Source organism: Streptomyces sp. NPDC050704 (genome assembly GCF_040654355.1).
In the GTDB taxonomy this organism is placed as follows: domain Bacteria; phylum Actinomycetota; class Actinomycetes; order Streptomycetales; family Streptomycetaceae; genus Streptomyces.
Genome location: NZ_JBFAHW010000152.1, coordinates 1 through 22,149 on the forward strand (window position 1 = coordinate 1; position 22,149 = coordinate 22,149).

Annotated in this window: 22 protein-coding genes and 1 pseudogene; 9 read left to right on the forward strand and 14 right to left on the reverse strand. The window is 70.1% G+C overall.

All coding sequences use genetic code 11. The annotated features are described in order from the left end of the window. Positions 1 to 61: 61 nt before the first annotated feature. The 3 genes from AB0I18_RS46365 to AB0I18_RS46375 all read right to left on the reverse strand — a co-directional run bounded on the left by AB0I18_RS46365 (position 62) and on the right by AB0I18_RS46375 (position 3,258). Positions 62 to 1,087 carry a 6-phosphofructokinase gene (locus AB0I18_RS46365; protein WP_363111859.1) on the reverse strand — a complete coding sequence of 342 codons (1,026 nt, stop codon included), beginning with the start codon at positions 1,085 to 1,087 and terminating at the stop codon, positions 62 to 64. Between the two features lie 166 nt (positions 1,088 to 1,253). Beyond that, positions 1,254 to 1,982: a glutamine amidotransferase gene (locus tag AB0I18_RS46370; protein WP_363111860.1), complete on the reverse strand. Its 729-nt coding sequence runs from the start codon at positions 1,980 to 1,982 to the stop codon at positions 1,254 to 1,256. Between the two features lie 37 nt (positions 1,983 to 2,019). After that, complete coding sequence (locus tag AB0I18_RS46375; RefSeq protein ID WP_363111861.1) at positions 2,020 to 3,258, reverse strand: MurT ligase domain-containing protein; 1,239 nt, start codon at positions 3,256 to 3,258, stop codon at positions 2,020 to 2,022. 143 nt (positions 3,259 to 3,401) lie between these two features. Here AB0I18_RS46375 and def point away from each other — a divergent pair, with 143 nt between their 5' ends. After that, positions 3,402 to 3,941 (forward strand): peptide deformylase, encoded by a 540-nt coding sequence (gene def / locus AB0I18_RS46380; RefSeq protein ID WP_363111862.1) that lies wholly within the window; start codon positions 3,402 to 3,404, stop codon positions 3,939 to 3,941. Positions 3,942 to 4,054: 113 nt separating this feature from the next. Here def and AB0I18_RS46385 read toward each other — a convergent pair whose 3' ends face one another. Then, a complete protein-coding gene (locus AB0I18_RS46385) occupies positions 4,055 to 4,699 on the reverse strand; it encodes a TetR family transcriptional regulator (protein ID WP_363111863.1) in 645 nt (214 codons plus the stop codon). A gap of 169 nt (positions 4,700 to 4,868) precedes the next feature. Between AB0I18_RS46385 and AB0I18_RS46390 the strand changes: the two genes are divergently transcribed. Further along, the gene (locus tag AB0I18_RS46390) at positions 4,869 to 6,098 is read left to right on the forward strand and encodes an acyl-CoA dehydrogenase family protein (RefSeq protein ID WP_363111864.1); all 1,230 of its coding nucleotides are present in this window, start codon (positions 4,869 to 4,871) and stop codon (positions 6,096 to 6,098) included. Between the two features lie 125 nt (positions 6,099 to 6,223). Here the strand turns inward: AB0I18_RS46390 and AB0I18_RS46395 are convergent. Continuing rightward, positions 6,224 to 6,517, reverse strand: a pseudogene (locus AB0I18_RS46395) (response regulator transcription factor); the annotation flags it as partial. Between AB0I18_RS46395 and AB0I18_RS46400 the strand changes: the two are divergent. Beyond that, entirely contained in the window at positions 6,516 to 6,788 is a 273-nt protein-coding gene (locus tag AB0I18_RS46400; protein ID WP_363111865.1) for a hypothetical protein, read from the forward strand. The pseudogene AB0I18_RS46395 and the gene AB0I18_RS46400 sit on opposite strands and share 2 nt — an antisense overlap. Positions 6,789 to 6,896: 108 nt before the next feature. On the opposite strand, the gene AB0I18_RS46405 is transcribed toward AB0I18_RS46400, so the two are convergent. Beyond that, positions 6,897 to 7,433: a DUF4396 domain-containing protein gene (locus AB0I18_RS46405; protein WP_363111866.1), complete on the reverse strand. Its 537-nt coding sequence runs from the start codon at positions 7,431 to 7,433 to the stop codon at positions 6,897 to 6,899. Between the two features lie 330 nt (positions 7,434 to 7,763). Further along, a complete protein-coding gene (locus AB0I18_RS46410) occupies positions 7,764 to 8,408 on the reverse strand; it encodes a TetR/AcrR family transcriptional regulator (protein ID WP_363111867.1) in 645 nt (214 codons plus the stop codon). Between the two features lie 95 nt (positions 8,409 to 8,503). Between AB0I18_RS46410 and AB0I18_RS46415 the strand changes: the two genes are divergently transcribed. After that, positions 8,504 to 10,078, forward strand: coding sequence for a DHA2 family efflux MFS transporter permease subunit (locus tag AB0I18_RS46415; protein ID WP_363111868.1), 1,575 nt, complete (start codon positions 8,504 to 8,506; stop codon positions 10,076 to 10,078). A gap of 230 nt (positions 10,079 to 10,308) precedes the next feature. Continuing rightward, the gene (locus AB0I18_RS46420) at positions 10,309 to 10,491 is read left to right on the forward strand and encodes a hypothetical protein (protein ID WP_363111869.1); all 183 of its coding nucleotides are present in this window, start codon (positions 10,309 to 10,311) and stop codon (positions 10,489 to 10,491) included. Between the two features lie 236 nt (positions 10,492 to 10,727). On the opposite strand, the gene AB0I18_RS46425 is transcribed toward AB0I18_RS46420, so the two are convergent. The 4 genes from AB0I18_RS46425 to AB0I18_RS46440 all read right to left on the reverse strand — a co-directional run bounded on the left by AB0I18_RS46425 (position 10,728) and on the right by AB0I18_RS46440 (position 14,166). Further along, a complete protein-coding gene (locus AB0I18_RS46425) occupies positions 10,728 to 11,597 on the reverse strand; it encodes a F510_1955 family glycosylhydrolase (RefSeq protein ID WP_363111870.1) in 870 nt (289 codons plus the stop codon). Positions 11,598 to 11,629: 32 nt separating this feature from the next. After that, positions 11,630 to 12,655: an NlpC/P60 family protein gene (locus AB0I18_RS46430; protein WP_363111871.1), complete on the reverse strand. Its 1,026-nt coding sequence runs from the start codon at positions 12,653 to 12,655 to the stop codon at positions 11,630 to 11,632. Positions 12,656 to 12,883: 228 nt separating this feature from the next. Then, entirely contained in the window at positions 12,884 to 13,795 is a 912-nt protein-coding gene (locus AB0I18_RS46435) for a M56 family metallopeptidase (protein ID WP_363111872.1), read from the reverse strand. Continuing rightward, positions 13,792 to 14,166: a BlaI/MecI/CopY family transcriptional regulator gene (locus AB0I18_RS46440; RefSeq protein ID WP_363111873.1), complete on the reverse strand. Its 375-nt coding sequence runs from the start codon at positions 14,164 to 14,166 to the stop codon at positions 13,792 to 13,794. Before AB0I18_RS46440 ends, AB0I18_RS46435 begins: the two co-directional genes overlap by 4 nt. A 285-nt stretch (positions 14,167 to 14,451) precedes the next feature. Here AB0I18_RS46440 and AB0I18_RS46445 point away from each other — a divergent pair, with 285 nt between their 5' ends. The 3 genes from AB0I18_RS46445 (at position 14,452) to AB0I18_RS46455 (ending at position 18,163) form a co-directional block, all read left to right on the forward strand. Beyond that, the gene (locus tag AB0I18_RS46445) at positions 14,452 to 14,892 is read left to right on the forward strand and encodes a DUF6153 family protein (protein ID WP_363111874.1); all 441 of its coding nucleotides are present in this window, start codon (positions 14,452 to 14,454) and stop codon (positions 14,890 to 14,892) included. A gap of 767 nt (positions 14,893 to 15,659) precedes the next feature. Beyond that, complete coding sequence (locus tag AB0I18_RS46450) at positions 15,660 to 16,868, forward strand: PLP-dependent cysteine synthase family protein (protein ID WP_363111875.1); 1,209 nt, start codon at positions 15,660 to 15,662, stop codon at positions 16,866 to 16,868. Next, the gene (locus AB0I18_RS46455) at positions 16,865 to 18,163 is read left to right on the forward strand and encodes an MFS transporter (RefSeq protein WP_363111876.1); all 1,299 of its coding nucleotides are present in this window, start codon (positions 16,865 to 16,867) and stop codon (positions 18,161 to 18,163) included. The genes AB0I18_RS46450 and AB0I18_RS46455 overlap by 4 nt, the downstream gene beginning before the upstream one ends. 245 nt (positions 18,164 to 18,408) lie before the next feature. Here the strand turns inward: AB0I18_RS46455 and AB0I18_RS46460 are convergent, their stop codons facing one another. Genes AB0I18_RS46460 through AB0I18_RS46470 form a run of 3 tightly spaced genes read right to left on the reverse strand, consistent with a single transcriptional unit; the run spans position 18,409 to position 21,216 of the window. Further along, entirely contained in the window at positions 18,409 to 18,942 is a 534-nt protein-coding gene (locus AB0I18_RS46460) for a cupin domain-containing protein (protein WP_363111880.1), read from the reverse strand. Beyond that, positions 18,936 to 20,144: a cytochrome P450 gene (locus tag AB0I18_RS46465; protein ID WP_363111877.1), complete on the reverse strand. Its 1,209-nt coding sequence runs from the start codon at positions 20,142 to 20,144 to the stop codon at positions 18,936 to 18,938. The genes AB0I18_RS46460 and AB0I18_RS46465 overlap by 7 nt, the downstream gene beginning before the upstream one ends. Before the next feature lie 7 nt (positions 20,145 to 20,151). Next, positions 20,152 to 21,216, reverse strand: coding sequence for a type III polyketide synthase (locus AB0I18_RS46470; RefSeq protein ID WP_363111878.1), 1,065 nt, complete (start codon positions 21,214 to 21,216; stop codon positions 20,152 to 20,154). A gap of 179 nt (positions 21,217 to 21,395) precedes the next feature. On the opposite strand from AB0I18_RS46470, the gene AB0I18_RS46475 reads away from it, so the two are divergent. Further along, positions 21,396 to 22,100: a transcriptional regulator gene (locus tag AB0I18_RS46475; protein ID WP_363111879.1), complete on the forward strand. Its 705-nt coding sequence runs from the start codon at positions 21,396 to 21,398 to the stop codon at positions 22,098 to 22,100. Positions 22,101 to 22,149: the final 49 nt, after the last annotated feature.

The window sequence follows — 22,149 nt, forward strand, 5'->3', positions numbered from 1 at the left end:
GACTAGAACCGCCCCCGGCCGCAGCTGCGGCCGGGGGCGGTTCGCGCCCTTCGGGGACGGGTCAGAGCACGCACTCGGCCTCGGCGTACCGCTCGTCCGGAACGGTCTTCAGCGTCTCCACGGCCTCGGCCAGGGACACCATCACGATGTCCGTGCCGCGCAGCGCCGTCATCTTGCCGAACTCGCCCCGGTGCACGGCCTCCACCGCATGCCAGCCGAAGCGGGTGGCGAGCACACGGTCGTACGCCGTCGGGGTGCCGCCGCGCTGGACGTGCCCGAGGATCACCGGGCGGGCCTCCTTGCCGAGGCGGTTCTCCAGCTCGATGGAGAGCTGCCGGGCGATGCCCGCGAAGCGCTCGTGGCCGTAGACGTCCTTGCCGCCCTCGTCGTACTCCATCGAGCCCTCGCGGGGCTTGGCGCCCTCCGCGGCGACGACGATGGCGAACCGCTTGCCCGCCTCGAAGCGTTCGCCGACCTTGGCGGCCAACTCGTCGATGTCGAAGGGGCGTTCCGGCACGACGATCGCGTGCGCGCCCGCGGCCATGCCGGAGTGCAGTGCGATCCAGCCGGTGTGGCGGCCCATGACCTCGACGATCAGGACCCGCTGATGGGACTCGGCGGTGGTCTTGAGACGGTCCAGCGCCTCGGTCGCGACGCCGACGGCCGTGTCGAAGCCGAAGGTGACGTCCGTGACCGCGATGTCGTTGTCGATGGTCTTCGGCACGCCGACGATCGGCAGGCCGCTGTCCGACAGGAGGCGGGCCGCCTTCAACGTGCCCTCGCCGCCGATCGGGATGATCGCGTCGAGTCCGAGTTCCTCCAGGTGCCCCTTGGCCCGCTCCACACCGTCACGCAGCTGCGACGGCTGGACCCGGGAGGAGCCGAGGATGGTGCCGCCGCGAGCCAGGATGCCGCTCACCGCGTCGAGGTCGAGCTTGAGGTAGTCGCACTCCAGGAGACCCTTCCAGCCGTCCCGGAAGCCGATGACCTCGTCGCCGTGGTCGACGACGGCACGGTGTACGACGGACCGGATGACGGCGTTCAGGCCGGGGCAGTCGCCGCCGGACGTGAGGACACCAATGCGCATAGCCCGAAATACCTTCTCAACGTGGGCCGGGGACCGGACCACGCTGTCCGGCTGGACCTCGCCACCCTACCGGCGGCAGGGGGCGGGTCCGCATCGTGCGTCCGCCTGCTGGACGCGCCCGCACACGTGAGCGGAAGACCGGTCAGACGGGCTGTGCCGCCCGGGGTCAGGCGGGCTGTTGAGCGGCCGAGATGCGCTCGTTGCGCAGTGCCTCGTACCACCGGTCGTCGATCGGCGGCAGCGCGTTGACGTCGAGGGCGAGCTTCAGCAGCAGGTCGGCGACCAACGGGTTCCGGGCCAGCACGGGTCCGTGCATGTACGTACCGAAGACGGTTCCGTTGTACGCGCCTTCCGTGCCGTCGCCCGTGCCGTTGCCGTTGCCCAACCGGACCTGCGCGAACGGGCGCGCGGTGGGGCCGACGTGGGTGATGCCCTGGTGGTTCTCGAAGCCGGTCAGCGGAGGCAGGCCCAGGCGCGAGTCGATGTCGCCGAGCACGTCGCCGACGCACCGCTCGCCCTCGCCGCGGGTGGAGACCACGTCGAGCAGGCCGAGGCCCGGCTCGCGCTGCCCGAGGTCGTTGATGAACTCGTGGCCGAGGATCTGGTAGCCGGCGCACACCGAGAAGACGATCGCGCCGTTGCTGACCGCGCGGTGCAGGCCGCCGTCGCGGCGCAGCCGCTCGGCCGCGAGCCGCTGCGGACGGTCCTCACCGCCGCCGATCAGGTAGATGTCGCCGGAGGTGGGGATGGGCTGGTCGCTGCGCACGTCGAGACGTGCCACGTCCAGACCTCGCTGGCGGGCCCGGCGCTCCACGACGAGCGCGTTGCCCTGGTCGCCGTACGTGCTCAGCAGATCGGGGTAGATCCACACCAGGCGCAGGCTGTTGTCACTCATGGTCAGTGTCCTCGGTGTCCTTTACATGCCTGGGTGGTCAGTTGCCGACGCGGCGGCGCAGGTCCTGGAACGCGGTGTAGTTCGCGATGACCTCGATGCGTCCGGGTGGTGCCTGCTGTACGGCCTGGTCGAGGTTCTCGCAGACCTGGAAGTGCTGGTTCGCGACTTCCAGACGTACGGCGAGGTCCAGCTTCCGGTCGCCGAGGACGAAGATCGGGTGGCCGGTGAGCCGGGTGTAGTCGACGTCCCACAGCCAGGAGGTGTCGGTGCCGTCGGCGCCGCGCGCGTTCACGGACAGGATGACCGGGGTGGGCGGCGGGTCGATCAGGGAGAACGTCTCCAGCCAGCCCGCGGGGTTCTTGGCGAGCAGCAGACGCAGGTCGCGCTGCATGAACTGCACGACGTCGTAGCGTCCGGCCACGGCCTGTACCTGGTACATGCGTTCCAGGGCGACCTGCGGGGGCACGCCGAAGACGGCGGCGACGGCGGCCGACGAGGCGGCGTTCGCCTTGTTGGCCCGGCCCGGCAGCTGGAGGCGGATCGGCCAGGCGGAACCGTGCGGGTCCAGGACGTAGTCCCCGGAGAGCGCCCAGCTGGGCAGCGGACGGCGGAAGCCGCAGTCGCCGCAGAACCAGTCGTCGCCGGGGCGCTGCATCACACCGCCGCAGGACGGGCAGGACCAGGCGTCGTCCTTCCACTCCTGTCCGGCGGCCACCCACACCACGTTCGGTGAGGAGGACGCGGCCCACACCACCAGCGGGTCGTCGGCGTTGGCGACCACGACGGCCTTGGAACCGGCCAGGCCCTCGCGCCAGTGCTCGGCCATCATGCGGGTCTCGGCGGCGCGGTCCAGCTGGTCGCGGGAGAGGTTGAGCAGCGCGATGCACTTCGGGTCGGTGTCCCGCGCGACACCGGCGAGGTACTTCTCGTCGACTTCGATGACGGCGTACCGGGCCTCCGAGCCGCCGGCGAGCGCCGAGGTGATGCCGGCGGGCATGTTCGCGCCGAGGGCGTTCGAGACGACGGGGCCGGCCGCGCCCAGCGCCTCCGCGATCAGCCGCGTGGTGGTGGTCTTGCCGTTGGTTGCCGACACCAGGATCACGTCCAGGTGTGTGGCGAGCCGGGCCAGCAGGTCGGGGTCGAGTTTGAGCGCCACCCGGCCGCCGATCACCGATCCGCTGCCGCGGCCCGCGGCCCGCGAGGCTGCCGCGACCGCCTTGCCCGCCGTCACGGCCAGCTTGGCCCGCGGCGACAGCGGGTCCGAGTTGCCTGCCATCAGTTCTCGATCCTCCTTGCGTACGGCGCCGCGCACTGCTCCCGGCAACGTGTGGCCCTCAGCCTATCGAGATCCACTCACCGGCCCGAATCGCGGCACCATCGCGGCACGCGCGCGACATTGAGGACCGTACCCTTGCGACCATGCGACACGGCTCGATCCCGGGCGCCCAGGGGCGCGTTCTTCCTCTCTCTTTGCTCGGCGACCCCGGCTTGCACACACGGTGTGGAGAGGTCACGGAGTTCGGCCCCCAACTGGCGCGCCTGGTCGAGGACATGTTCGCGACGATGTACTGGGCGCAGGGAGTCGGTCTCGCCGCGAATCAAGTCGGTACGCCGTTGCGGGTCTTCGTGTACGACTGCCCGGACGACGAGGACCGCCGTCATGTGGGGCATCTGGTGAACCCGCGGCTGGTCGAGGCGGACGGGCTGGTGTTGCGCGGGCCGGAGGGGTGTCTGTCGCTGCCGGGGCTCGAGGCGGGGACCGAGCGGTACGACCATGCGGTGGTGGAGGGGTTCACGGTTGACGGTGAGCCGGTGCGGGTGCATGGCACCGGGTGGTTCGCCCGGTGCCTTCAGCATGAGTGCGATCACCTTGACGGTGGGTTGTATGTGGATCGGCTTGCGGGGTGGCGTAGGCGGCGGGTTATGAGGCAGGCCGCGCGGGCGTCTTGGGGGCGTTGAGTTTTGTTGGGCGGCTGCGGGTGCGTTGTGGCTGGTCGCGCAGTTCCCCGCGCCCCTTATGGGGCGCTGTTGTGCACCGGAGTTGGAAGCCCCAGCCCCAGCCCCAGCGCCCGTCAGAAGCTCGGGCCGCCCGCCTTGTCGCCCGCCGCTGCCAGGCGTCCCCACAGCAGGTCCGCCAGTGCGCGTACCAACTCGGCGCGTGAGCAGGGGCGTTCGCCGAGCCACCAGTCGCCGGCGGCGTGCATCATGCCGACGATGCCGTGTCCCCACACGCGGGCGAGCTGCTGGCCGGCCGGGCCGAGGTCGACGCGCTCCTCGATGACCTCGGCGAGTTCCTCGCCCATGCGACGCAGCAGGGGAGCGGAGTGCTTTCCGATGTCGAAGCCCGGGTCGCCGGGTGACGCGCCCTCCGCCGGATGCATCAGAAAGCGGTACACCTGCGGGCGTGCCTCGATCGCCGCGAGGTAGGTGTCGAGCGTGGCCTCGACCCGCTCCCGGCGCTCGGCCGGTGCGTCCAGGGCGTCGCGGAGCGCGCCGAGCAGGGCGTCGGTGTGACGCTTGGCGAGGGCCGCGTACAGTCCTCCCTTGTCACCGAAGTGCCGGTACAGAATCGGTTTGGTGATGCCTGCCTCCGCCGCGATGGCGTTCATCGAGGCGCCCGGGCCGTCGCGGAGCACCACCCGGTCGGCGGCCTCCAGCAACTCGCGCCGACGGCGGTCGGCGGACCGTTGCTGATCGGTCCGCTGCGTGGTGTCCATGAGCTCTCCCCACCCGTGCTGATTCGGTGACGCCTGCGCAACGTAACACCCGGCGGTGATTGTTCCTCGAACGGGCTGCCGAGCGGGAACGGGGAGTTGACTTTTCCTACCCATCGGTAACAAGCTACCGTTACCGCAAGTAACACATGAGTGAAGCGCTGGAGGGAACATGGCCGAGTTCACCATGGAGCTCAACGACGAACAGAAGGAGGTCCGGGACTGGATCCACGGCTTCGCCGCCGATGTGATCCGCCCCGCGGCCGCCGAATGGGACGAGCGTGAAGAGACGCCGTGGCCGGTCATCCAGGAGGCCGCGAAGGTCGGCATCTACTCCCTGGACTTCTACGCCCAGCAGTACTTCGACCCGACCGGCCTCGGCATACCCATGGCCATGGAAGAGCTGTTCTGGGGCGACGCGGGCATCGCCCTCTCCATCGTCGGCACCGGCCTCGCCGCCGTGGGCGTCCTCGCCAACGGCACCGAGGAGCAGATCGGCACCTGGATCCCCCAGATGTACGGCGATGCCAACGATGTCAAGGTCGCCGCGTTCTGCTCCTCCGAGCCCGACGCCGGCTCCGACGTGGCCTCCATGCGCACGCGTGCCGTGTACGACGAGGCCAAGGACGAGTGGGTCCTCAACGGCACCAAGACCTGGGCGACCAACGGCGGTATCGCCAACGTCCACGTCGTGGTCGCGGTCGTCGACTCCGAACTGGGCTCCAAGGGCCACGCGTCCTTCATCGTGCCGCCGAACACGCCGGGGCTGTCCCAGGGGCAGAAGTTCAAGAAGCACGGCATCCGCGCCTCGCACACCGCCGAGGTCGTCCTGGAGAACGCCCGCGTCCCCGGCTCCTGCCTCCTCGGCGGCAAGGAGAAGCTGGACCAGCGCCTGGCCCGTGCCCGGGAGCGGGCGAAGGCGGGCAACGGGGAGCGTGTGAAGAACGCGGCGATGGCCACGTTCGAGGCGTCCCGCCCGGCGGTCGGCGCCATGGCGGTCGGCACCGCTCGGGCCGCGTACGAGGAAGCCCTCGAGTACGCCAAGACGCGTGAGCAGTTCGGGCGGCCGATCATCGACAACCAGGGCGTCGCCTTCCAGCTTGCCGACATGCGGACCCAGATCGATGCGGCTCGGCTGCTGGTGTGGCGTGCCTCCTGGATGGCCGTCAGTGGCAAGCCGTTCACCGCGGCCGAGGGGTCGATGTCGAAGCTGTATGCCAGTGAGACCGCGAAGAAGGTCACCGGGCAGGCGATTCAGATCCTTGGTGGGAACGGGTACACGCGGGAGTATCCGGTGGAGCGGATGCACCGGGATGCGGCCATCTACACGATCTTCGAGGGCACGAGTGAGATCCAGCGGCTGGTGATCGCTCGGACGTTGGCGGGGATGCCGATTCGGTAGCGCCGTTGGGGTGCTGTTCGATTCGGGTTGCGGGTCCGTTGTGGCTGGTCGCTCCCACGCGGCGGAGCCGCATATCGGCAGAGCCCCGCGCCCCTGGCGGGGCACCGACAGCATCTGTACGGGCCGAGTTCCTCGGGCCGCGTGTCCTTGAGGAAGAGGCCGCTGGCACCGGCGCGCAGCGCCTCGTAGGCGTATTCGTCGAGGTCGAAGGTGGTCAGGACCAGGACCAGGGCGCGGGAGTGGCCGCCGGATTCCACGATGCGGCGCGTGGCCTCGATGCCGTCCATGCCGTCCATGCCGGGCATGCGGATGGCCATCAGGACGACATCGGGGCGCAGTTCGGCGGACCTGCGGACCGCGTCACCACCGTTCGTGGCCTGGTCCACGACGGTCATGTCGGGTTCTGCCTCCAGCAGCATGCGGAAGCCGGACGCTCCAGCCGCCGCGGGAGTTGGGGCCCGCGGCGACGCTGCCCTGGTAGAGGGCGGCGCGCTGCCGCATACCGACCAGGCCGCTGCCGCCGCTCCGGCGGCCCGGCTTCAGGGCGCGTGGCGGGCCGGTGTCCTCGACGTCGACGCGGATCACGCCGGAGCCGGCTGTGAGGGAGACGGTGACCGTGGTGTCGGGCCGGCGGCTCTGAACCGTTCCGCCAGGGGCCTCCAGGTCGGCCGGGCCCGGCTGTGGGGCTGATGAAAAGGTCTTCAGGACGACCAGTAGCGGCGAGGTGACACAAACGGGCCCGGGTGGTGCGCCCTGGTCTCGGGGCACCACCCGGGCGGAAGCCGGTCCGGTTGATGGTCAGTGGTAGGCATGGACGACCGCGTGGCCCTTGCCGCGGCCGATCATCCACTTGTTCACGGGCGTGGTGATCAGGAACGCGACCCCGAACCCGCCCAGAAGGGCGGACCAGAACAGCCCGTCGGAAAGGTGCGCGTCCATCGCGCCCGGGGTGAGGGCGATGATGCCGTTGTCGACCAGCTCCATCACGGCGATGGAGACGGTGTCGGCGGCGAGTGCCACCTTGATCGCGGACTTGAGGTCCAGGCCGGCCCGGCGCACGGCGAACAGCGTGAACGAGTAGCCGAACAGGAACGCGAGCGTGATCGCGAGGACCATGGTCTGCGCGTTGCCCCACATCAGCGCGGTGCCGATGACCATGCCGAGGATCTCGCCGATGGCGCACCCGGTCAGGCAGTGCAGCGTCGCCTTCGCTGCCATGGACCAGGACACCTTCCCATGCCCGCCGTGGGACATCGCGTGGTCGGCATGGCCGTGGTGGCTCTCGTGGGTGTCCTGGTCGTGCGCGGTGCCGGTGTGGTGAGCGCTGTGGTCCATGCCCTGCATTCCCATCCCCATTCCCCTCAATAGCACCCCGTTTCTCCGGGGCCTGCAGTCGTGAACGATATACCCCTAGGGGGTATGCACGCCAGGGGGTTTTTGAGGTTTGCCGACGGTCGGTGGGGCACGGTCCGGCCGTGTGACGTCTGTGAGTTCGTGGATGGTGTCGGTGTCATGGGCTCGGCCCGCATCGACGCCGCGCAGGTGGCTGGTGGTCGTCGCGGCGGGTGAGGCTTCGTGTCGGTCATCGCCCGGTGCGGCGAAGACTCTCCGGCCTGCCCGGTGCGCGCACGCGGATCCCCTCGGCTCCCCCCGAGCGACGAGCCGTCAGCCGGCGGCAGGCGGGGCCTGGAGGCCCGCGGTGAGCAGCGCGATGAGGCGATCGGTCTCCGTGCGTGTGTGCCCGGCGACTGTTTTGGGGCGCCCCGGGTGGAGGTCGTCAAGGGCATTCGACTGATGGAGGCCCAGTAGTCCCACCATGGCGCGGTAGCGGAACGCGACCTCATCCGGGGGGAGTTCGGGGAGCGCGGCTTGCAGGGCGTCCAGGTACTGCCCCTCCACCGGGGCGACCTCCGTGCCGAACAGGCGGCGCACCGCCGGGTCGGGCTCGAACATGACGCGGCCGAGGAAGCGGGCGACGGCCGGGCCGCGCTCACCGCTGCGTTCCACGATGCTGGCCCCCGTGGCCACGAAGGCGCGCACCAGCTCCTCCACTGTCGGCTTGCGGCCGGACGCGCCGAGTTCCTCCAGCAGGCGCAGGCGTTCGCCGTTGACCGAGGCCATGGCGCGCTCGACGACCGAGCGGAGCAGCCCCTCCTTGGAGCCGAAGTGGTAGTTGACGGCGGCCACGTTGGCTCCGGCCGCCTCCGTCAGTGTGCGCAAGGACGTGGCCGCGAAGCCGTGCTCGGCGAAGAGCCGCTCGGCGGTGTCGAGCAGGCGGTCCCGGGTCGAGGCCGGGCGGGAGGTGTTCATTACGAGCCATTTTAAACAAGCGCTTGATTCAGGCAAAGCAGGCGTGTTGAACTGAAACGAGCGATTGAAGCGATCGTTTGAATTGGAGGTGTGTCATGCAGTCGTCCACCGCTCCGGCGGACGCGTCGGCGCCTGCGTCCACGCGCAAGTCGGCCGTGCTGGCGGTGATGTGCCTCGCCCTCGCCGTCGTGGTGGGCATGCTCGCCTCGCTGCTCGTCGCAGTCCCTGACATGGCACGGGACCTGCGGGCCACGGAGGCCGAGCTGCAGTGGATCATGAACGCGTACGGGGTGTCCTTCGCCGGCCTCCTTCTCCTGGGCGGCGCACTGGGGGACCGCTACGGACGCAAGGGCGTCCTCCTCACGGGCCTGGCCGTCTTCGCTCTCGCTTCGGGTGCCGTCCTATGGACCGATGACGTTGACCTGGTCATCGGGCTGCGCGGGCTGGCGGGCATCGGAGCCGCCCTGGTCATGCCGATGACCCTGTCGATCGTCACCAACGTCTACCCGCCCGAGGAACGCGGCCGGGCTGTGGGCATCTGGTCCGGCGTCAGTTTCGGGTCCGCCCTGCTGGCCGTCCTGCTGGCGGGCGCGCTGCTGGAGGCGTACTCCTGGCGCTCGGTGTTCCTGGTGAACGCGATGCTCGGCGCCCTCGCCCTGGTGGCCGCGGTCGTCCTCGCACCGACCTCCAGGAGCGCGCGGTCCGGTCCGCTCGACGTGGCCGGCGCCGTGTTGTCCGTCGTCGGCGTCGGCGCGCTGGTCTTCGGGATCGTGGAGGGCCCGGAACTCGGCTGGAGCGACGGTGTCGTCCTCACGGCCTTCTCGGTGGGCGCCGCAGGACTCTCGGCCTTCGTCCTGTGGGAGGCGAGGAGCGCGCACCCGCTGCTCGACGTGAAGATCTTCCGACTGCGGGGCGTCGCCGCGGGGTCGCTCGTCATCACGGCCGAGTCGCTGGCGATGTTCGGCTTCTTCTTCCTCGGACTGCAGTACCTGCAGCAGATCCTGGGCTACTCGCCGCTTCAGTCCGGGCTCGCGTTGGTCACGATGGCAGTCGGTGCGATGGTCTTCTCGCCTGTCGCTCCCGGCTTCGCGCGCCGCTACGGAATGCGTGCCGTCGTCGGGCTCGGGATGGCACTGATCGCCGCCGGACTCGGTCTGCTCGCCGCCACCACCGACGGCGGCGGCCTCGGGCCCTTCCTCACCGCCACCAGCCTGCTGGGCGCGGGCATCGCCTTCGCCGCGACCCCCGCCACCGAAGCGATCGTCGCCGCCCTCCCGCCCGCGAAACAGGGCGTAGCCTCCGCGCTCAACGACCTCACCCGCGAACTCGGCGGAGTCCTCGGAATCGCCGTCCTGGGCAGCGTCTTCAACACCACGTACCGCTCCGAGACGGGAGAAGCGGTGGGCGGCCTCCCGGACGAGGCTGCCGACGCCGCGCGCGACTCCCTGGCGGGCGCTCTGCGCGTCGCCTCCGAACTCGACGGCCGCCCCGGTGCGCAACTGGCCGACGCGGCCCGCGAGGCGTTCAACTCCGGAATGACCAATGCGCTGCTCGGCGGCATCGCCGTGGTCCTCCTCGGCGCGGCTGCCGCCGTGGCACTGATGCCGCGCCGCGCTCGACGGCGGTCGGACGCCTCAGGAGTGAAGGACCCTCGGGCTACGTCACGGTGAGCCGCGACCTTCGACTGACGCCGAGGACGCCCCAGGCCGGTCCCCAACTGCCCAGACAGGCAAGGCCCAGTGGAGAGGGAGGCCGTGACGCACGGCGCCACCAGGGTTCCTCATACTCAGCAAGGTTGGGTCTTCCGGGGCTGGTTGCCCGTCGCGGAGCCCCGACATGGTCACCGTGACGAGCCGGTCGACCGCCGCTTCGGAGGGCAGGGTGGAGCCGCGGTCAGGGCGTGGAGGCAGTACGTCGCCAGCTCGTCGGGTGCGATGTCGTCACGGAAGACGCCGGTCCGAGCGCCCTCGGTCAGCAGGTCCCGGATCACGCCGTGGAGCTGTTGCTGCGCTCGGACGACCCGCTCGTCCCGGTGCAGAAACACAGAGAGTTCGGCGCCGTGGTGCCCGCGGGGCCGGCGTGAGATGTGAGCGAACGCCCTCAGGACCGCCTCGAGTTGACCGCCGGGCCCGTCGACCTGATCCCGCACCTCCGCGAGCTGTCCCAGGTGTTCGGGGCGTCTGAGCAGAGACCCGACTTCGACGGATGACCCCGCGCGCCCGATCTGCCGCACAGTGATCCGGAGTCCACGGTGGCGTAGGAACGGCCGCGCATACCCGCTTCGGCTGAGAGGGTGTCTGTCGGCCTCGCGAAGCTGGGTCAAGAAGCAAGCGGTGCCAGCTCGGAGAAGGTCTTGCCGCCGTCACGCGATTCGTACACGCCTGTCATCGTCGCCGCGAGGATGTGGTCGGCGGTCACAGCGGTCAGCGCCTGGGGTTGCCCGCCGGGCACGGTCGTGAGCTCCTTCCACGTCTTGCCGCCGTCCGCGCTGCTGCTCAGCTTCCCGGACGTGTCGATGCCGAAGAGGGACTTCTCCGCGGGCCAGGACACAAACGCCTGCACCGGCTCGGCTCCCTTGGCGAAGGTGCGGCCGCCATCGGTGCTGGTGACCACACCCTGCGCCGTGGTGGCCAGCAGCTTCTCCCCGGAGGGGTTCACCGCGAGGTCGAGGGCCTCCGGCGTCGCCCGGTCGTCCCAGCTCTTGAGGTCTTTGCTGACCCGGATGCGGCCGCCCTCGTATCCGTAGACGGTGCCCTTGGCCGAGTCCAGGGAGTGGAAGTCGGCCTCCCCGGACAGGGATCGAGACGCCCATGTGCGGCCCGCGTCCTTGGTCTCGATCAGGCCGACGTTGCCGGGACGGTCGCTGCCCGGGGCGCCGTGTCCGCCGGCGATGAAGGTGTTCTCACCGGTGATCGTGAAGCCCATGAAGTCGTCTTTGCGGTCGCCGACGAGCTTCGGCTTCTGTCCCTCGGCCACGGTGTAGAGACCGCTGTGGGTAGCGACGTACACGCGTCCGTCAGCGGGATCGACACCCAGACCGTGCACATGGGACAGAGCCCCCGAAGACTGCGATGTACTCGCTGTGGCCCCAGTCTCCGAAGAGCTGCCTCCGCACGCGCCGAGCACCAGAGCGGCGACGGTCGCGCCCGCGACGGCGAGCAGGGGGCGGGCGGTGGGGCGTGCGGTCACGGAAGTTCCTCGGGTGGTACGGCGATTGGCGCTCAGGGCCTGCTGGCGGCGAAGAACGGCATGGAGTCCAGCGGGACGATCTCGACGTTCTTGCCGGTGCGGGGCGCGTGGATGGCCTTGCCGTTTCCGACGTACATGCCGTTGTGCTGGGTGCTGTTGTACCAGTAGATGATGTCGCCGGGTTGCAGGTCCGACTTGGCCACTTTGCGGCCGGCGTCGTACTGCTGCTGGACCGTGCGCGGCAGCGAGACGCCCGCCGCGCGCCAGGCCGCGCCGGTCAGCCCGGAGCAGTCGAAGGAGTTGGGGCCGGTGGAACCCCACTCGTAGGGCTTGCCCAGCTGCGCGTACGCGAAGTCGAGGGCCGCCTTGCCGCGGCCGCCGGCCGGGCCGTTGTAGGTGGCCGGTGTGTCGCTGGCGCCCGCGGCGACGTCCTCGCGCTTCTGATCGGCTTCCATCTTGGCGCGCTGGGCGGCCGTCAGGCTGTTCAGGAGCTTGCGGGCCTTGGCGAGCTTGCCCTGGACCTCGTCCTTCTTCTCGCCGGCCTTGGCGCGGGTCTCCTCCAGGGTCTTCAGACGCTTCTGGGCGGCCTCGCGCTCCTGGGTGATCTCGCGCTGCTTGCTCTGCATCGCGCTCAGGGCCTCGGCCTGCCGGTTGCTCGTGCGGTCGAGCATCTGGGCCTTGTCGAGGTAGTCGTCCGGATCACCCGACAGGAAGAGCTGGACGCTCGCGTCGACGCCTCCGCTGCGGTACTGCGCGGCCGCCAGCGGGCCTATCTCCCCGCGCAGCTCGTTGATCTCCTGCTGCTTGCGGGCCAGCCGGTCCTGCGCGCGGTCGGCCTCGCGCTGCAGCTTCTTCTGCTCCTCGCGGATGGCGTTGTACTCCTCGGTGGGGGCCTCGGCCTCCTCGTAGAGCCGCTCCACCTCCTCGCGCACTCCCTCCACGGTGGGGCTGGGGGCCGCCTGACTCTGCGTCGGCAGAAGGCTGACGGCGCCGGCGGCCATACCGAGGGTGGCGATCCGGGCGCGGCTGGGCGGTTTCGGCCGACGGTGCGTTCCCATCGTGGAGTGACTCCTCTGCGCGTCTGTGGACCGAGCGACGGACTCTGGTCGTCGGGCGACGCCAGTCAGCTTCGGCACTGTCCCCTGGACCCGACGATGGGTGCGGGTTGACTTCGCCCGCGTCCGGCGCCGCATCATCAAGTGAGTGAGAACTTAGTAGCTTAGTATTACGCCTCGCAAGTGAGTCCGAGTCGCAACAGCCTCAGGAGGAGCTGAAAAGTCCCGGCGTCAGCCGAGACTCGGCGGGCAGGCGATCAGCAGCGGCAGCAGAGGCACCGTCACCACCGCGGCGGCCGCGGAACCCCACAGGGCGGGATGCGGGGCCTTGCGAGGGCCGAGGACTCGCTTCAGGCGGATCAGGACGTTCTGGCCGCCCGCTGCCAGGGCGCCCTTCGGCGTGCGGGCCGCGGCCATCTCGTACATCGCCGTGGCCAGCACCTCGTGGGAGTGGCTGCGCAGTGCGCGGTCGTCCGCGATCATCTCCAGCAGGAGCGCCGTCTGCTCCCGCGCATGGCGGGCCAGCGGCAGCCACCGGAACACCGAGTGGAACGCTTCCACGGCGGCCAGGAACAGGTGGTGGCGGCCCGCGATGTGGGCCTGCTCGTGCTCCAGCACGGCGGCGAGCTGCTCGGGCGTCAGCTCGCGTACGGCCGCGTCGCTGATCACGATCCGGGGATCACGGCCGGGCAGGCAGTAGGCCGCAGGCACGTCGTACGGAAGGATGGTGGCGCTGAGCCGGGCCGAGTGGCGGCCCACCAGGTCGACGGCATCCCGGTGTTCTGTCCGCACCCGACGGGCTCGTACGAGATGGAAGACGAAGCTTGCGACCAGGGCGATCCCGATCACGGCGGGGATGCCGACGGCAAGCCGGTCGCCGATACCCGGGTTGGGCTGGGCCGTACCTACGTCCAGTCCGCAGGTGTGCAGCAGGCCCACCAGGCCCGCGTGCAGATGCTCGGCCGGCGTGGCCAGGCTGTACGCGGCCAGCGCGGCCCCGATCGAGAAGGAGACCGCCAGGGCGTGCCACACCGCTGCCGCCGGCGCGGGGGCCCGATGCTGCCAGCTGCCACGCAGCATGAGGCGCGGGGCGACGAACCCCACAGCCGCCGTGTAGCCGACCAGGGCCGGGGCCGCGTTCACCGTTTGGCCTTTTCCTGTCGTCCCGCTGTCCGCAGGGCCTTGCGCAGGGCGGCCATCTCGTCCTCGGACATGTTCGAGACGAATTCGACCAGCGCGGCCGGGCGGTCCTTGCTCTCTCCCAAACCGTCCTCCATGAGCGCGGCGGCGTACGCCTCCCGGCTGCGCACGGGTGTGTACAGCCAGGCGCGACCCTGCTTGCCCCGCAGCAGCCAGCCCTTGGAATACAGGATGTTGGTGACGGTCATCACCGTGGTGTACGCGACGGGACGGGTCTTGTTGATGTCATCGACTACGTTGCGCACGGTCGCCGGGCGGTTCCACGTCCAGAGGCGATCCATGATCTCGGCCTCGAGATCCCCCAGTCGCCGCATCGCCCCGACTTCCCTTCGCTGCCCAATACGTAAGGCCATAGTAGATGGCCACTGGGTCCGGCATTCGGTGCCACACCGATTTCTGTTCTCGCAGGCCGTCTCGCGGAGCCGAACAAGGTGTTTGCGAACGGTGAAGTCATCGGCCGTCAAGTGCGGTTGGCCGCATCAGGTGACTCTGGGGCCGTCATGTGGCTGGGTTCACTCGATGTTCTCCTGGGGCGACGCGCTGGAGCCTCGCCATCAGGTTAGGATCACGGTGTGATTACGGCCTGGTCTCCTTCTCGTATGCCACGGAGCCGCTCATCAGCGGCTCTGTGGCGTGTGCTGGGGCTGGGCCTGTTTCTCTTCGGCCTGCTGTATACGCATGCCGTCAGCCCTGACACGACGGTGAGTCACCTCGCCTCCGGCGAAAACGTTTCGGCGTCGGGCGTTCATTTCGAGCCGACCGCCGAGCACGAGAACGTTGCGAGTGCCATGTCGACGCAGGTGGCGGGTGCGCAGACGGACGGTCATCACGACGGTCACGGACAGCAGCACGCCGGTGAGATCTGTGCGGTCGGGCAGCCTTCCCAGGGGCCCGCTGTGGCTGTGCCCTGCCTGTCTCCGCTGAGCGCGGAGAGCGGCGACGAGATGCCCGGTTCCGCGCCCGCCCGTCACCCCACCGCGGCACGGGACTTCGCAGCCCCGAGAACGCAAGCAGCGGACTCCGCGGTTCTTCGTATCTAGGTCAGCGCCTTCCGAACTGGTCGACCCTTCGCGGGATTCCTGGACTCGGCCCAAGGCCGCGTCACGCCTTCTCCCGGCGACCGGTCTACGGCGTCTGACCTCCTGCGCACAGCGCCCCACAGCGTGGCGCGGGGACGGTCGACGGCTCTCTTCCCTCACCCCCCACCGATCCCTGCCCTGACCGGGAGCGTTCCCGTACGGGCAGTGACCGCCGCGCGGAGGACCTGTGCCGCCCACCCCTGCCCCTGCCCGTGCCGATGTCTCATGCGTACGCCCGCTCCGGAAGTGCCTGCTCGTCCTGAGCACGCTGAGCGCCCTGCTGTTCATGCTGCTGGCGTCTCTGGGCGATCAAGGCCATGCCCCGGAGTTGCCTGCTCGGTCAGTCGCAGCGTCGAGTGGAGCCCCTCTGCCCGCGGAGGGCGCCGACGGCGAGAACCTCGACCCGTCCAAGGCTCCCGACCGTTGCCACGATCCCCGCCTCGCGCAGGCCGTCTCCCCACAGTCGTCCCCTCGGGTTCCGCCGCCCCCCGTCGCCGCCCTGTCGCTGACGGGCGCCGCGGCAACTCCCGTGCGCCGGCCTGCCGGCGCCGTTCGAAGGCTGCTGCCCAACGGCGGCCGGTCCGCTCTCACCGTCATCTGCAGGTGGCGCATATAGGAGCCGTCTCGCGGGTCGGCCCTGGTCGCCCCGCCGCGCGGCGCGCCTTGGTCGCCGCACGAGATGAGCATTCCGCATGCGTCCCTGTCGAATCGATACGAGAGCGAAATTCATGCACTCCGTGACCAAGAGTGACCTCACACCCTCCGGCTCCGGCTCCGCCCTACGGGGGCTTGTCGGCAACACCCCGCTACTGCACGTTTCCCATCCCTTCACCGAGCCGGACCGCGGCTTCTGGGCGAAACTGGAGGGCTTCAACCCCGGCGGCATCAAGGACCGTCCGGGTCTGCACATGGTCGAGCGCGCCCGCGCCCGCGGCGAACTCCAGCCGGGCGCCAGGATCATCGAGTCCACCAGCGGCACCCTCGGCCTGGGCCTCGCTCTGGCCGGAATGGTCTACGGACACCCCGTCACGCTGGTGACCGACCCGGGGTTGGAGATGTCCATGACCCGGCTACTGACCGCATACGGGGCCCAGGTCAACCTCGTCTCCGAACCGCACCCGTCCGGTGGCTGGCAGCAGGCCCGCCGCGACCGCGTCGCGCAGCTGATGGCGCAGCATCCCGGCTCGTGGTGCCCGGACCAGTACAACAACCCCGACAACACCAGCGCGTACACTCCGCTCGCCCTCGAACTGGCCACGGAACTCGGCCACATCGACGTGCTGGTGTGCAGCGTGGGAACGGGCGGGCACTCCGCGGGGGTCTCCCGCGTACTCCAGCAGCTCTATCCGGACCTCAAGCTGGTCGGGGTCGACACCATCGGGTCGACGATCTTCGGCCAGCCCGCCCGCCCCCGCCTGATGCGGGGCCTTGGCTCCAGCATCTACCCGCGCAATGTCGCCTACGACAACTTCGGCGAGGTGCACTGGGTCGCGCCGGCGGAAGCGGTGTGGAGCTGCCGCCAACTGGCCGCCTCCCACTACGCCACCGGCGGCTGGAGCGTCGGCGCGGTGGCGATGGTCGCCGGCTGGCTGGCGCGCACGCTGCCCGCGGACACCCGGATCGCGGCGATCTTCCCCGACGGCCCGCAGCGCTACCTCGGCACGGTCTACGACGACGACTACTGCGCCGCCCACGGCCTGCTCGACTCCCCGCCCGCGTCCGAACCGGAGGTGATCGGCCGCCTGGACGAGAAGGAGGTCACCCGCTGGACGCGGTGCGAAAGCGTCATGGACCCGCTCACGTCGGCCGACTCGGAGCCGCGGTCCGACATGACCGGTCCGCTGGAGGCATCCGGCGGGGAAGCCGGGGCGTCCGTGGACAGCGACGCCGCCGAGCAGTTGGACGACATCGACGGGCTCGCGGAGGGCAACCGGTGAGGACGACCATCGCACAGGTTCGTACCTACGAGCGCAGCGTTCAGCTGTTGATGGTGAATCAGTTCACCATCAACCTCGGCTTCTACATGCTGATGCCGTATCTGGCCGCGTATCTGGCAGGTCCCGTGGGGTTGGCCGGCTGGCTGGTCGGACTGATCCTCGGCGTACGCAACTTCAGCCAGCAGGGCATGTTCCTGCTCGGCGGAACACTGGCCGACCGGCTCGGCTACAAACCCATGATCATCGCCGGTCTGGTGCTACGCATCGTCGGTTTCGCGACCCTTGGACTCGTGGAGTCCGTACCCGCCCTGCTGGCTGCTTCGGCCGCCACGGGGCTGGCCGGGGCGCTGTTCAATCCCGCCGTACGAGCCTATGTCGCGGCGGACGCGGGTGAGCGGCGGGTCGAGGCGTTCGCGCTGTTCAACGTCTTCTACCAGGCCGGCATCCTGCTCGGCCCACTGGTGGGCATGCTGCTGACCGGCGTGAGCTTCCGTGTCACGTGTCTTGTCGCGGCCGGGATCTTCGCTCTGCTGAGCATCGTCCAGATCCGGGCCCTGCCCGCTCGTCGGGGCGACGACGCCAAGCGCGGACAGGACCAGGAGGGCGTGCTGTCCCAGTGGCGGGGGATCGTGTCCAACCGGCCGTTCCTGCTGTTCTCGGTCGCCATGATCGGCTTCTACGTCATGCAGTTCCAGGTCTATCTCGCCCTGCCGCTGGAGGTGCGGCGCCTGGGTGGCGACGGGACCTTCGGCACAGGGGCGGTGGCGCTGCTGTTCGCCGTCTCGGGCCTGAGCACCATCCTCTTCCAGACCAAGGTGACCGCTTGGTGCAAGGCCCGCATGGAACCGGGCCGCGCACTGACCTGGGGACTGCTGACCATGGGGCTGGGATTTGCCCCGCTGCTGGTGGCCACCGCGGTCCCGGTACCGGACGGCGGAGTGGGGCTGTGGCTGCTCGCGGCCGTGCCGCCGGCACTCTCCGCGCTGCTCCTCGCGATCGGCACGATGATCGCGTACCCCTTTGAGATGGACACCATCGTCCGCCTCTCCGGCAACCGCCTCGTCGCCACGCACTACGGCCTGTACAACACCATCTGCGGCATCGGCATCACCCTCGGAAACCTGCTGACGGGTGCCGCGCTCGACGCCGCCCGGGCAGCCGGAATGTCCGCGCTGCCGTGGATGGCGCTGCTCGCGCTCGGCCTCGGCTGCGCGGCCGCTCTCTACGGGCTGCACCGCACGGGCCGCCTGGCGCCACCGGTGCGCGAGGCGCAACCAGAGTCCGCGGCCGCTTAACACGACGTTCTGTGCCGGAGGGGGCGGACGAGTTCACTTCCGTCCCCTCCGGCCGGCCGGCCACGCCCACTCGGTCGTTGGGCGACTGCGCCCACGGGCACAGGCACCGCCAGGCGCTCGCCCGCCCGTGCCACGGTCACCTGGCCCGGCACGTCACCTGCCGTTCGGGCGTACTTGCGCATCACGTCGCCGTCGCCCCCTGCGCCGGCGCGGCCGGTCACGGCTCCCCCGGAGGGGCGCTCAGCTCAGCTGTGTTTCAACGGTGTCAGTTGTTCGATGTCGTACCGTGCGCGCAATTCCTCGATCGCCGCACAATCCGGTGGGCCGGACCCGTCGAGGATCTTCAACAGCTCCTCGAAGTAGCGCTCGTGGTCCGGTGGCGGGGACGCTTGGAAGAACATCTTTGCCGGGCTGTCGGTCGGGTTGGCGAATGCGTGCGGGCAGCCCGGGGGTACGACGATGACCGTGCCGGGGGTGGCGCGTACGACGCGGTTGCCCGAAGTGGATTGCCAGCGTTGCCAGTTGTCGGGAGTGCGGACCCGCGGCTCGAAGGCGAGTACGTCCAGTTCGCCTTCGAGCACGTAGAAGAGTTCCTCGCTGCGGGTGTGGACGTGTGCGCCGACGTCGAAGCCCGGCGGTACGACCACCTCGAAGCTGGACGCCGTCCGCGAGTGCGTGCCGGTCACCTTGAACGTCACGTGCTGGGCCGGGGTGCGGACGGTACGGCCGTGACCCGGTGGCACCAGCAGGCCCTCGGCGGGGCTGAGCGCGGTCACCAGGTGACGGGCAGGGCCTCGGGCCCGCGGATCAGCGCGCCGCGCCGCCACGGCACCTCGTCACCCGAGACGGACAGCCGCAGCGTCGGGATCCGGTCGAGGAGCGCGTTCACCATCAGCTCCGACTCCAGCCGGGCCAGCATGCCGCCCACGCAGTAGTGCGGCCCGTGCCCGAAGGCCAGATGCGGGTTGGGGCCGCGCTCGAAGTCGATCCGGTCGGGGTCCGGGAAGACGTCCGGGTCGCGGTTGGCGGCCAGGTAGGAGACGTACACCGGGTCGCCCTTTCGGATGCGTACGCCCCTGATCTCGACGTCCTCCGTCGCGATGCGGGACAGGCCGACGGCGTTGCGGTGCGGGATGAAGCGCAGCAGCTCGTCGAGGGCCTGGGGGCGGAGCTCCGGTTCGTCGCGCAGCCGGTCGAACAGCTCGGGCCGGGTGAGCAGGATGAAGAACATCTGCCCGGTGTTGTTGGTGACGGCCTCGCCGCCGATCTGGATCGGGCCCGCCAGCGCCACCGCCTCCTCCTCGGTGATGTCGCCCCGGCCCACCGCCGCGCCCAGCAGCGAGGTCACGTCCTCGCCGGTCGCGCCGTGCCGCTCGGCGATCAGCTTGGCGAAGTAGACCTCCATGTCCTGCTTGGCCTGCTCGCTGGCCCGGGCGCCCTGGCTGGAGGAGAGGATCGACTGCGTCCAGGTGTGCATGGTGTGGCGGTCGGCGGCCGGTACGCCCATCAGCTCGCAGATGACGGTCATCGGGAACGGGGCCAGGACCCGGTCGATCAGGTCGGCGGGCGGTCCGTCGCGCAGCATGCCGTCGACCATCGCGTCGAGCGTCTGCTGGGCGCTCGCGCGCAGCCGCTCGACGCCCCGCGTGGTGAAGGCGGCGTTCACCGCTCTGCGCAGCCGTGCGTGGTCGGGCTTGTCGACGAAGCTCATCGCGCCCGGGGCGGGGATGAAGTGCGGTGCCAGCCGGGTGACTTGACGGCCGACGACCTCCGCGCGGCTGAACCGGGCGTCGTTCGTCACCAGCCGTACGTCGTCGTAGCGGGTCACCAGCCAGGCCCAGCCCTCGCCGTTGGGCAGCTCGATCCGGGTGACCGGGCCCTCGCGCATCAGCTCGGACAGGACGGGGTCGAAGTCCACCCCGGTCAGGTCCAGGGCGGGCCAGTGCCGTACCGGGGGAGCCGTCGTCGTCTCTTCGCTCATCGTCATCTCACGCCGTCTCTTCGGTCGGTCGGTGCCAGCGGCCCAGCGCCATCTCGGCCGTGATGCCAGGACCGAAACCGGCGAGCAGCCCGCGGGCCCGGTCGTGGGGGCCGCCCTCGTCGAACAGCCGGCGCAGCGCGTCCAGGACGACGGCGCTGGCGATGTTCCCGTACTCGGTGAGCGTCGCCCGGCTGAACCGGAAGGCCTCCGGTGCCACTTGGAGGAACTTGCTGAGGTCGTCGAGAATCCGCGGACCCCCGGCGTGGATGATGTAGAAGTCCAGGTCGGAGGCGTCCCAGCCGTGCAGGCCCGCGAGGTCCTGGAGGGCGGGCGCGAGCGGCTCCATCGTGGTCGGCACCCGCTTGTCCAGCAGGAAGTGGAACCCGGTGGCCCGGACGTCGTACATGATCCAGTCCTCGGTCTTGGGGATCAGGTACGAACCGTTGCGCTCCAGGCTGATGCCCTCGCCGCCACGGCCGCGGACCACCGCCGCGGCGATCCCGTCCCCGAACAGGCCGTTGCACAGCAGCGAGCCGACGCCCAGGTCGGTCGGCTGATAGCACAGCGAGCAGAACTCGCAGGCCACGATGAGGGCGTTGGCCTCCGGGTAGGCGGTGCAGAAGTCGTGCGCCCGATTGATCGCCGCGCCGCCGGCCGCGCAACCGAGCTGGGCTATCGGTATCTGGCGGGTGTCGCTGGTGAACTCCATCGAGTTGATCAGCCAGGCCGTCAGCGAGGGCATCATGAAGCCCGTGCACGACACGTAGATGATCACGTCGACGTCGGCGGCGAGGAGCTCGGCCTCGTCGAGCGCCCGCTGGACGACCGCCGGGACGCGGGCCTTCGCCTCGGCCTCGTAGACCTTGTTGCGCTCCTCGAAGCCCGGGTGCTTCAGCGTCTCCTCGATGGGCCGCACGATGTGCCGGGTGCGTACACCGGTGTTCTCGATCAGGCGGAGCGCGAGCGGTAGTTGGGGGTGGTCCGGATGGTGGGAGCTCGCCAGTTCGAGCGTCTCCTCCATCGTGATCACGTATTCCGGAACGGAGACCGCGGGTCTGCACAAAGTCGCCATGTGCCTGCGCCTTCTCTCGCCCGCCGGGGAACTCCCTCTCCACGGCGGAAGGGTGGTCCACCCACGATCACCCGGCCGGGCGGGGATATCGCGCCGGACTACTCCAGACCGGGGAACGGACCGAGGGCGTGGGACCCTGGTCGAAGGGCCCCGAGTCAGCCGAACCGAAGGAGTACGCGATGGCGCCGACGGCCAGGGAACTGCTGGAGAGGACCACCGGAAAGCTCGCTCCGGATCCGCACGCCAACCGCCTTCTGCCGCTGATCGCCCGGGGCGCGGCACGACGCGACACGCTCTCCGCGCTCGCCCTGGAGCAGCGCCAGGTGATCGCCGCGGACCGCCGGGCGTTCCTCCATCTGGCCGAACGGTCCACCGGTAAAGGGGCGGGCGCCGAATCGGAGCCCGCGGCGCCGGAGGCCGCCGCCTTCTTCGGGATGCTCGCGGAGGGTGAGGCCCTGGCCCAGGACCGGCTCGGCGCGTACGCCGCCGCCTGCGGCGCGGACGAGGCCGGGGAGTCGGCGTACGAGCCGCTGGAGGACTGCCAGACCTATCCCGCTTACGTGGCCTGGCTCGCGCTGAACGGCTCGCCGGCCGAGGTGGTCCTCGCGCTGAGCGCCAACTTCGCGGCCTGGGGCGGCTATTGCGCCGCGATCGCCCAAGCCCTGCGCGGACACTACGGCTTCGACGACGAGGCCTGCGGCTTCTTCGACTTCTTCGCCGAGCCCGCGCCCGAGCTGGACCGGAAGGCCCTGGCGGCCGTGCAGGAAGGGCTCGACGCCGGACGGATCGAGGAGGCCCGGGTGCACCGCTACGGCAGCCTGCTCCAGACCTCCGAGGCGCGGTTCTGGCACGCCCTGTGGGAGTTCGACCAGCGTCAGGCCTGACCGTACGTCAGACCTGCGGGCAGGTCTGACATACGGTCAGTCGGCTGTC